Source organism: Massilia scottii (genome assembly GCF_030846495.1).
Classification (GTDB): domain Bacteria; phylum Pseudomonadota; class Gammaproteobacteria; order Burkholderiales; family Burkholderiaceae_D; genus Telluria_A; species Telluria_A violaceinigra.
Genome location: NZ_JAVCWM010000035.1, coordinates 54594 through 64411, shown reverse-complemented (window position 1 = coordinate 64411; position 9818 = coordinate 54594). Strand labels below are relative to the sequence as shown.

8 protein-coding genes are annotated in these 9818 nt (G+C 65.1%); 2 read left to right on the top strand and 6 right to left on the bottom strand.

What is annotated here, in order from left to right:
• Window positions 1-13: 13 nt before the first annotated feature.
• From RBA41_RS30235 to RBA41_RS30220, 4 genes are all read right to left on the bottom strand, one after another.
• Entirely contained in the window at window positions 14-196 is a 183-nt protein-coding gene (locus RBA41_RS30235; protein WP_306628067.1) for a CsbD family protein, read from the bottom strand.
• Between the two features lie 108 nt (window positions 197-304).
• Window positions 305-940, bottom strand: coding sequence for a class I SAM-dependent methyltransferase (locus RBA41_RS30230; protein WP_306628066.1), 636 nt, complete (start codon window positions 938-940; stop codon window positions 305-307).
• Between the two features lie 13 nt (window positions 941-953).
• Complete coding sequence (locus tag RBA41_RS30225) at window positions 954-3002, bottom strand: M13 family metallopeptidase (RefSeq protein ID WP_306628065.1); 2049 nt, start codon at window positions 3000-3002, stop codon at window positions 954-956.
• Window positions 3003-3022: 20 nt separating this feature from the next.
• The gene (locus RBA41_RS30220; RefSeq protein WP_306628064.1) at window positions 3023-5650 is read right to left on the bottom strand and encodes a M1 family metallopeptidase; all 2628 of its coding nucleotides are present in this window, start codon (window positions 5648-5650) and stop codon (window positions 3023-3025) included.
• 211 nt (window positions 5651-5861) lie between these two features.
• Here RBA41_RS30220 and RBA41_RS30215 point away from each other — a divergent pair, with 211 nt between their 5' ends.
• The gene (locus RBA41_RS30215; protein WP_306628063.1) at window positions 5862-6689 is read left to right on the top strand and encodes an HDOD domain-containing protein; all 828 of its coding nucleotides are present in this window, start codon (window positions 5862-5864) and stop codon (window positions 6687-6689) included.
• A 113-nt stretch (window positions 6690-6802) separates the two neighbouring features.
• Window positions 6803-7081: a flagellar protein FliT gene (locus tag RBA41_RS30210; protein ID WP_306628062.1), complete on the top strand. Its 279-nt coding sequence runs from the start codon at window positions 6803-6805 to the stop codon at window positions 7079-7081.
• A gap of 95 nt (window positions 7082-7176) precedes the next feature.
• Here the strand turns inward: RBA41_RS30210 and RBA41_RS30205 are convergent, their stop codons facing one another.
• Together RBA41_RS30205 and RBA41_RS30200 are read right to left on the bottom strand one after the other, a co-directional pair.
• Complete coding sequence (locus RBA41_RS30205; RefSeq protein WP_306628061.1) at window positions 7177-8397, bottom strand: aspartate aminotransferase type Ic; 1221 nt, start codon at window positions 8395-8397, stop codon at window positions 7177-7179.
• 359 nt (window positions 8398-8756) lie between these two features.
• Window positions 8757-9806, bottom strand: a complete 1050-nt coding sequence (locus tag RBA41_RS30200) for a FimV/HubP-related protein (protein WP_306628060.1) — start codon at window positions 9804-9806, stop codon at window positions 8757-8759.
• Window positions 9807-9818: the final 12 nt, after the last annotated feature.

Sequence of the window (9818 nt, the reverse complement as noted above, 5' to 3'; positions counted from 1 at the left end):
TTTCTGAGCCGGATCAGCGGTTTCCTTGATCCTTGAGCACTTCCTTGGCGTCGCCGTATTTTTCCTGGACTTTGCCTTCCACCTGCTTCGACAAGCCCTTGGCTTGCTGCTCGCTGCTGCCGACCACTTTGCCGACTTCTTCCTGGATCTTGCCGCCGATGTCTTTCGCTTTACCTTTAACTTGGTCCTCGTTCATTTTCGGTACCTCATATGGTGAGTGAAACTGCGGGGCGCACTGACTGTGCGACGGATTCAGAATAGGACGATCCGATCAATCGTTCCGTTCGCTAACTAACCGAACGCCTCAACCGTCGGGCTCGCCTTTCGGCTTGCGCCAGACACTCGCCAGCCATGGCTGCTGTTCACGTGGCAAGCCTGGTGGGCGATAGTAATGATGCAACGGGGAAAAGTTGGCCGCGATCATGTATTCCTGCCAGGTATCGAAGTCGTAGTAGCTGCCGTAGCGCGCTCCGTTCCATCCCTCCTGGTTGTTGCCGCGCGGGTTGGAACTGAACAGCACGCCGCCTGGTTTGAGCGCCGCGTACAGCTTGTCCAGCACCTCGGGCAGCGCCCGGCTGGGCACGTGGAACAGCACGGCGTTGGCATACACGCCGTCGAACAGGCCAGCCGGCAGGTCGAGGTGCACGAAGTCCTGATGCCACACTTCGCAGCCGCTGTAGGCCCGCGCCATGGCCGCGAATTCGCCCGAACCATCCAGGCCGATGGCGCGGTGGCCAAGGGCGCTGAAGGTCTTGAGGTCGCGACCCGGGCCGCAGCCCAGGTCGAGCAAGGTGTACGGCGCCTCGGCTTCGATGGCGTCGAGCAGCGCCGCGATGTTCTGGCTGACGTCGTGGTCCACCGTGCCGCGAAAGAACTGCTCGGCGGTGCTGTCGTAGTGAGCCAGGGTGAGGCGCGTGATGTCGTCGATATCCTGGCTCATGGCACGTCCTTTCTTACCATACCTTGACGCGTTCGGCCGGCGCCAGGTACAGGGCCTGGCCGGGCTTGACGTCGAAGGCCTTGTACCACGGCTCGAGATTGCGCACGATGGCGGTGCGGTATTCGGCCGGTGCGTGGCCGTCGGTCAGCATGCGCTGGCGCGCAGCCGCTTCGCGCACCTTGGTCTGCCACGCGCGCGCGTAGCCGAGGAAGAACTGCTTGTCGGCGTCGGCCGGCGCCGCCTGTCCCAGCGAGGCTTTGTACGCATCGTAGGATGCCGCCACGCCGGCCAGGTCGGCCAGGTTTTCGCTCAGCGTCAGCTGGCCGTTGACGGCCAGGTCGGGGAACGGCTTGTAGGCGCTGAACTGCGCCACCAGCTTGTCGGCGGCGCCTTTGAAATGGGCCATGTCTTCCTTGGTCCACCAGTCGCGCAGGCGTCCCTGGGCGTCGAACTGCGCGCCCTGGTCGTCGAAGCTGTGGCTGATCTCGTGGCCGATGATGGAGCCGATGGCGCCGTAGTTTTCGCCATCGGATGCCTTGGGATCGAAGAACGGCGGCTGCAAAATCGCGGCCGGGAAGTTCATGGCGTTTTGCAGCGGCAGGTTGACCGCGTTGACCAGTTGCGGCGGCATCGCCCAGGCGGTGCGGTCGACCTTTTGCTTGAGGAGGGCGATCTGCTGCGCGTAGTGGAACTGTTCGGCGCGCACGGCGTTACCGAGAGCGTCGCCCGGCACGACCTTCAGGCCCGCGTACGAGCGCCAGCGGTCCGGATAGGCCACGCCGACGTACATGGTCTTGAGCTTTTCCTGCGCCTGGGCGCGGGTGTCCGGGGCCATCCAGTCCAGTTGGTCGATGCGCTTGCTGAAGGCGGCGATGATGTTGCTGACCATTTTCTGCACGCGCGCCTTGTTCTCGGCCGGGAAGTGGCGTTCGACGTACATGCGGCCGACCGCTTCGTCGAGCGCGTCGTTGGTGGCGGCCAGTGCGCGCTTCCAGCGCGGCGATTGCTGCGGCGTGCCGCTCATGGCCTTGCCGGAAAATTCGAAGCGCTGGTCGGCAAAGGCCTTCGGCAAGGCCGGGGCGAAGTGGTTCACCTGGTGGAAGGCGAGGAAGTCCTTCCAGGTCGCGATGTCGGTACTGTCGACCAGCGCGGCGGCGCCCTTCATCGCACCCGGATGCCAGACGATGAAGTTGTGCGCGCCCGACAGGCCGGCGCTCTTGAAGAACGCGGCCCAGTCCATGCCGGGCGCGTTGGCGGCGAAGTCCTTGAGGGTCCAGCTGTTGTTCGCTTTCAGGACGTCGGCCGAGTCCTCGCGGCTGGCGTGCGACTGGGCAATCTTCATTTCGAGATCGAATACCCTGGCCGCGCGCGCCTCGGCATCAGGGTAACCGGCCAGCTTGAGCATGGCGCCGATGTGCTGCCTGTATTTGGTGCGCAGCTCGGCCATGCGCGGGCTATCGGTCAGGTAGTAGGCGCGGTCCGGCATGCCCAGGCCGCCCTGCAGCAGGTAGGGGGTGTTGCGGGTCGGGTCGTTCAGGCCCTGCGCGACCCACAGGCCGAACAGGTTCTCGGTGAAGAAGTTGGTGGCGTTGAGCGGGTCGACGTCGGCCCGCAGCGAGGCGCCCAGCGCGCGCACCAGCTGCGCCTTGTCCTTGATGGCGTCGATCTTCGCCAGCAGCGGCTTGAGTGGCGCGGTGCCTTTCGCTTCGATGGCCGCTTCGTCCATGAAGGTGCGGTAGAAATCGGCCACCTTGCGCGCCTCGCCCCTGGCCTTCTTGTCGGCCGCGACTTCGTCGATCAGCTTGACGATGCGCGCGTTGCTGGTTTCGGCCATGGCGGCAAAGGCGCCCCAGCTGCTGCGGTCCGCCGGGATCTCGGTTTTGGCGAGCCAGTCGCCGTTGGCGTAGGCAAAAAAGTCGTCGCCCGGGAGCACGGGGGCGGTGCTGGCCTTGGCGGCCGGGGCGGCGTCCTGGCCGGCGCCATGGGCCGGGGCGAAGGCCAGCGAGGCGCCGCACAGGGCCAGGCTGAGGGCAGTCTTGATCGGGGTCCAGTTGGTTTTCATGTCGTTCCTTGATGCTGTGTTTATTTGAACGCCGCGCGCACTTGCGGCAGCAAACGGGTTTTCTGGGCGGCGCGGGTGCGGATGCCATTGGCCACGCGTTGCGCTTCGACCTGGGCATCGGGGCCGAAGTTCTGCTTCACGTAGGCTTCCATCATGTCCGCGTGGGCCGGCTTGGAGGAGGACGATACCACGCTCGGGAAAAAGCGGTTCTGGTCAACCGATTCCTGGTCCTTCATCAATGCGTCGCGGTTGGCGGTGGCGAACGCCCACGCCAGTTCGACGTGTTCGGCGCGCGCCACCGCCGGTACCAGGGTGGAGGTCAGCTGCGCCGGCAGTTCGGGCGAGAGCGCCATTTTCAGGGTGCGCTGGGCCAGCGCCGGGTCGCGCGCCAGGGCCATGGAGCGCGCGTAGCGGTTGCGTTCTTCGTCGGTCTGGGCCTGCGCCGCGCGGCTGGCCAGGGCGTCGTAGGTGGCGGCGTCGCCGTAGCGGCCGGCCACGCGCATGACGAAGTCGATCATCGATGGCGACACGCTGGCCGGCTCACGCAGGAAGCGCGCGAAGCGGGCGCGCCCTTCGGCGATCACGGCCGGGTCGCCGATCCTGGCCAACGCGCCGGCCAGCAAGGCGCGCAGCTGGCGCTCTTCGGTCGATTCGCCGGGCTTGTCGTCCCAGCCGAGGCGCGCGAACCTGGGCGCCGCCAGGCTGGTTATATAGCGCCGCACCAGCGCGCGTTCCGGTTCGCCTTCGGCCAGGGTGTCGAGCGTGCCCAGATTGGCGAGAATGGCGTCCCATACCGCCAGCCGCGGTTCGTCGGCGTAGGCCGAGACCAGTTTGACGTAGCTGTCGAGCTGCAGGCGGTCGGCCTGTACCAGGCTCCAGGTGTCGCCCAGCAGCTTGAGCCGGGTGGTGTCGGGCAGCTTGGCGGCCTGCCCTGCCAGCGCGTCGAATCCGGCCTTGTCGTACTGGACGCGGAAGTAGCCGACGCTGGCCGGGTCGATCACCAGCGTGCCGTCGCACGACGCTTGCATTACCGTGCTGCTGGCGCCCGAAAGCAAGGCGTAATTGGCCTTGCCGTTGACGGTCCCCACTTGCACCGGTACGTTCCACAGGCGTTTTTCAAGGGCCGGTTCGTCGAGGCGGAACTGTTCCTGCGACAGCGTCACGCGGCGCTTGCCGTTCTCGCAGCTTTGTTCGACCTTGAGCAGCGGGAAGCCGGGCTGGGTGGTCCAGTCGGAGGCCAGCTTTTCGACCGGTTTGCCGGAGGCTTTTTCGAGCGCGGCCCAGAGGTCGGCGGTGGTGGTGTTGCCATACTGGTGCTTGGCGATGTAGGCGCGGATGCCCTTGCGGAAGGGCTCTTCGCCCAGGTAGGCCTCCAGCATGCGCAGGAAAGCCTGGCCCTTGGTGTAGGTGATCGCATCGAATGCATCGGCGGCCTGCGCTTCGGTCAGCACCGGGGTCTGGATCGGGTGCGTGGTCTTGCGCGCGTCCAGGTTCATGACGCTTTCGCGGTCGGCCAGGGCGGCCAGCTGCACCCGCCACTCGGGATGGAAATGGTCGGTGGCCTTGGTCGCCATCCACGATGCGAAGCCTTCGTTGAGCCACAGGTTGTCCCACCAGCCCATGGTCACCAGGTTGCCGAACCACTGGTGCGCCACTTCGTGGGCGTTGACGCCGAACGAGTTCTGGCGCACATGGTCGGGACTCTTTTTGGGGTCGACCAGCAGGGCCGATTCGTTGTAGACGATGCCGCCCCAGTTTTCCATGGCGCCGTTAAAGCCGCCGGGGATGGCAATCTGGTCCAGCTTGGGCAGCGGGTAGGGCTGGCCGAAGTACTTGTTGTAGTAGCGCAGCAGGTCCTTGGTGGCGGCCAGCGCGTAGGCGGCCGACTCCTGCTTGCCTTCGGTGGTGACGATGCCGATCTCCACGCCATCCTGCCTGGCGCTGATCCGTTCCAGTTCGCCCGCGACCAGCACCACCAGGTAGCTCGACATCCTGGGCGTGACGCCGAAGTGAAAGCGCTGCAGGCCGCCGTCAAGCTTTTCCTGGCGTTCGAGCGGGGTGTTGGAGTAGGCCTTGAAGCTGGCCGGCAGGTCGACGGTGAGCTTGAAGGCGGCGCGGAAGGCCGGTTCGTCCCAGGTCGGCAGCATGCGCCGCGTGTCGGTCGGCTCCATGTTGGTGGCGATCATGGTGCGCGACGCGCTGCCGGCCTTGTACTTCATGTGGAACATGCCGCGCGCTTCGCGGTTGATCACGCCGTGGAACTTGAGGGCCAGGTTGTAGCGGCCAGGTTCGAGCGGCTGCGCCAGCGCGAAGCTGAGCGTTTCCTGTTCCTTGTCGATCTTGGGCGTCAGTTTCAGGGAGCCGATGTTCTTGCCCGACAGGCTGGCCGCGTCGATCTCGAGGTCGACGGCGTTGAGCATGATGAGGGAGGTGGTTTTAAGCACTTCGATTTCCACCGTTTCGGAACCGAGGAAGGTATTGGCGGCCAGGTCGGGGATCAGGTGGGCGGCATACTGCACCGGTACGATATCCTTGGGCAGCTTGCCCGGCGTGGTGGCGAACGCGTACGGGGCTTCGGCGTGGGCGGCAAAGGCGGTACAGGCGAGCGCGATGGCGGCGGCCAGACGTCGGGCTTTCAATAATGTCATGTCTTTTCTCTCTTCGTGGCGGCGCCAGGACCGGCGCGACTTCCCAAGCTGCACTCTAATCGGGCGCAGTGCGAAACGTACACCAAATGCGACAAACTGCACAATAGGCGGCCAGAGTGCGTAAAACGGGAACCATGGCGCTGCAGTAGCGCTGCCCAATGTTTCTCTATATAGTCTGGCTGCCCCGAGCCCGCATCAACCAGGAGACACCATGACCCTCGAGACCCTGCTTCAGAATCCGAACGCCCTGCCCTCCGCGCCCAAAGTGGTGGCAGAACTGATCAGCAGTTTCGACGACCCGGATGTGGCGGTCGAAGAGATCGCGCGCAAGCTCTCGCTCGACCCGGTGCTGAGCGCCAAGCTGCTGCGGCTGGCCAACTCGGCCTACTATCACGTCTCGCGCCGGATCGGCAACGTGGGCGACGCGGTGCGCATGCTCGGTTTTGTGACGGTGCGTACCCTGGTGATCAGTTCCGGCCTGGTGGGCAGCTTCAAGACCGTGCCGGGCCTCGATCTGAAGCGCTTCTGGCGCTACAGCCTGCACACGGCGGTGGCGGCCAAGTGGATCGCCAAGCAGATCGGCGCCAATACCGACCTGGCGTTCACGATCGGGATGATGCACGGGATCGGGCAACTGGTGATGCATGCGGGCGTGGCGGAGCAGGCACGCGAGCTCGACCAGACGGTCGGGCCGTACGAGAATGGCCGCATCGCGGCCGAAAAAGCGCTGTTCGGCTACGATTTCAGTGAAGTGGGGGCGGAACTGGCGGCACGCTGGAAGTTCCCCGACCTGTTTCACCAGACCTTGCGCCACTTCGGCGATCCGACGCCGGAGTCGCCTTCGTACCGGATGGCGGCGGTGATTCACCTGGCCGTGCTGCGCGCGCGCTGTGAGGAGCGGCAGCCGAACGATGCGGAACTGACAGCCTGCTTCACGGCGGCGCTGGCGACCGGCCTGGGCGTGCCGCCGGACGCGTTGTTTGCCGGGATTCCGCCGCTGGGCGAGCTGAGCGGCGGCCTGGAAGAGCTTATCAATTAAGCAAGCTAAAAATATTTTCGGATTTTTTTGAAAAAGGCCTAAAGTTCCGCGCAATCCCGACGTTATGGAAGGACACGCGGTAATCTTTATAAATTTTTTGGCCAGGTGAGCGCATGACCTCCAACGAAGTTCTCTCGATGTACGAAAATATTGCTGGTCTGACTGGCAAGATGGCGGTTGCGGCAAAAGCAGGCGACTGGACCGGCCTGGCGCATCTGGAAACGCAGTGCGCGCAGCAGGCGTCGGCGACCAAGACCGGCGTGCCGGCACTCGATGGCGCTCCGCGCATGCGCAAGATCGATTTGCTCAAGCAGATCATGGCCAACGACCGCGCCGTGCGCGAGATCACCGAGCCGTGGCAGTTGTCGGATGTGATGTGCGCGACGCACTGAGCTGGTAACGGAAGTCAATGAAAGCGCCTGAGGGCGCTTTTTTTATTCGTCGTTCCCGCGCCAAGGGCGGCGGCACGGGAACGGCGGGAGGCTAATCAACCAGCCACAGCCACCTTCAACGCCAGCGCAATCCCCTCCGCCGCCTGGGTAATCTCCGGCAGCGACGGAAAACTCGGCGCGATGCGGATATGGCTATCCTCGGGATCGACCCCGTACGGATACGCAGCGCCAGCCGGCGTGAGCGTAATCCCCGCCTCTTTCGCCAGCGCGATCGTCTTCTTCGCCGCCCCCGGCGGCGTCACCAGATCGATGAAATACCCGCCCTTCGGCAGCGTCCACGACACCCCCGCCACATCGCCCAGGTGCGCGCCGAACTGCGCCAGCACCGCGTCGAACTTGGGCTTGAGCAGCGCCGCGTGGCGCGTCATCAGCGCTTCCACGGTGGCCACATCCTTGAGCAGGCGCACATGGCGCAGCTGGTTGATCTTGTCCGGGCCAATGCTGCGGATGCCCGCATGGCGCGTCCACCAGGCGATGTTGGCCGGCGACGACGCCAGCGCGGCAATGCCCGACCCAGCCCAGCTCACCTTCGAGGTCGATGCGAACACGATCGCCCGGTCCGGATTGCCGGCGCTGGCGCATTCGGCAACGATCTCGGCAATCCGCACGTTCTCGTCCGTCAGGTGATGAAAGCGATAGGCGTCGTCCCACATCAGGCGAAAGTCCGGCGCGGCCGTCTTCATGGCGGCCAGGCGGCGCACCACCTCATCCGAATACACCGTGCCCGACGGGTTGCTGTACTTGGGCACGCACCACATGCCCTTGATGCCGGCGTCGTTCGCCACGAGCTGCTCGACGATATCCATGTCCGGCCCGTCGTCGTTGAGCGGCACGTTGATCATCTTGATGCCGCGCGCTTCGCAGATCGAGAAATGGCGGTCGTAGCCGGGCACCGGGCACAGAAACACCGGCTGCTGGCCGACCCAGGGCTGTCCGCCCGGCACGCCGTTCAAGAGTGCGTAGACGATCACGTCATGCATCAGCGACAGGCTGGCACTGCCGTCGACCACGACCTGCGCGGCCGGCAGGCCGAGCAAGCCGCCGAACAGCGCGCGCGCTTCGGGCAGGCCGACGCCGAGGCCGTAATTGCGGGCGTCGGTGCCGTCGCCCGCACTGAAGCCGGGCAAGGCGTCAAGCAGGTCGTTGGAGAGGTCGAGTTGTTCGGGCGCTGGCTTGCCGCGGGACATATCGAGTTTGAGTCCGCGCTGGCGGAACAGGTCGTATTGCGCTTGTGCTGAATGTGTTGCCGTCGTCATGAGCTTGCCTTCGGTGATGGGATCACTGAAGAGTATAGCCCGAAGGCAAATCTGTCGCAGGGGGAGGAAAGAATTCTGGAGAGCGATCACCAGGTATCTCCTGGTGTCGCCTCGTGCCGGTTGCATCCGGCGTCCGCAAGCGCATCGTTGGCTGGCGGACCGCTTCCGGGGACAGGCGTTTCTTCAACGATTATCTGCTTGCCGCGCCACGCTATCGTTGGTGGCTGCGCCAGATCCTGGGCCCGTTTGTGCAGTCCCGCAGGACCACGGAAATCAGTATAGCGCAGTTTTCCAACTTGTGTAGACGACTTCGTCCGTGTGCGGGTCTTTTTTACAACATTTTGCTATATACAACGAAATCAGCCGGCGTCGGGCGCCGCCGGCGCAGCTGCCTTGGGCTTGCGTTTGAAGCGTGCCGCCAGTCTGGCGAGCATGCCCGTTTTCGGCACGGCCGGGGCCTCGGCAGCGTCGGCGGGAAGGGCCGCCTTGCGCTTGCGGCGGCGCAGCAGGAACCAGACGGCCAGCCCGATCACGAGCAGCGCGCCGGCCACGGCAGCGCCGATCAGCATCCAGGGCGAGCCCTCCCCTTTCTTGGCGGCGACGGCATTCTTTTTGGCCAGGGCGGCGCGCGCGAGGACGGGCGGCGGCGTGCTGGCCGCTTCGGTGTGACTGCTCGCCGCCGCGCTCTTGTTTTCGATGGCCAATTGCAGCAGCTTGACCTTTTCTTCCAGTTCAACAATCTGGGCGGTCAGTACGCCATTCTTGTGGTCGAGCGCGGCGCAGAGCTTGATCTGTTCGTCGCTGAACTGCTGGGGACAGGATGCCGGCGCCGATGGCAGCTGCAACACGCGCACCGGGCGCGGCGCCGCCGGGGCGATGACAGCCGGAGCGGCGCGCACCGTTCGCGCGGGCGCGGATACCGATGCCGGCGCTGGAACGGGAACCGGAGCGGGAACGGGAACCGGAGCGGGCGGCGGCGGCGGCGGCGCCGGCTGCGGATCCTGGCTCAGCCACAAGGTGGCGGCGCGCACTTCGCGCTTGCCGCCTTCGCCAAGCGTGAGAAACAGGTGCACATAATCGCCCTCGACCGGATTGACCGAGGTGATGTGCAGGAACTGGCGGCCATCGCGCCGCATCACCGACAGGGTCAGGTTCGACAGCACCGGATGCATGCGCACATTGGCGCCGCGCCACACATTCGGATCGGCCAGCCGTACCTGTACGCTGGAGCCGGGCTCGGCCAGCGAGGTCAGTTCGATATCGGCCACCAGCGGCTGCCCGATATACGAGCGCACCTGGACCTCGCCCAGCTCGGCCGCGTGGGCGCAGGTAAGCGCGCCGGCCAGCAGCAGGGCGAGGATAGCGGTAATGCCGGACCGGACCAGCCGGACGATTCCAGAATGGTGCATATATGGTAATGT

Bases quoted from the DNA above. Each gene is read 5' to 3' on its own strand.
- RBA41_RS30215 (WP_306628063.1), top strand. From the start codon at position 5,862: ATGACCCTCGAGACCCTGCTTCAGAATCCGAACGCCCTGCCCTCCGCG.
- RBA41_RS30205 (WP_306628061.1), bottom strand. From the start codon at position 8,397: ATGACGACGGCAACACATTCAGCACAAGCGCAATACGACCTGTTCCGC.
- RBA41_RS30200 (WP_306628060.1), bottom strand. From the start codon at position 9,806: ATGCACCATTCTGGAATCGTCCGGCTGGTCCGGTCCGGCATTACCGCT.
- RBA41_RS30235 (WP_306628067.1), bottom strand. From the start codon at position 196: ATGAACGAGGACCAAGTTAAAGGTAAAGCGAAAGACATCGGCGGCAAG.
- RBA41_RS30210 (WP_306628062.1), top strand. From the start codon at position 6,803: ATGACCTCCAACGAAGTTCTCTCGATGTACGAAAATATTGCTGGTCTG.
- RBA41_RS30225 (WP_306628065.1), bottom strand. From the start codon at position 3,002: ATGAAAACCAACTGGACCCCGATCAAGACTGCCCTCAGCCTGGCCCTG.
- RBA41_RS30220 (WP_306628064.1), bottom strand. From the start codon at position 5,650: ATGACATTATTGAAAGCCCGACGTCTGGCCGCCGCCATCGCGCTCGCC.
- RBA41_RS30230 (WP_306628066.1), bottom strand. From the start codon at position 940: ATGAGCCAGGATATCGACGACATCACGCGCCTCACCCTGGCTCACTAC.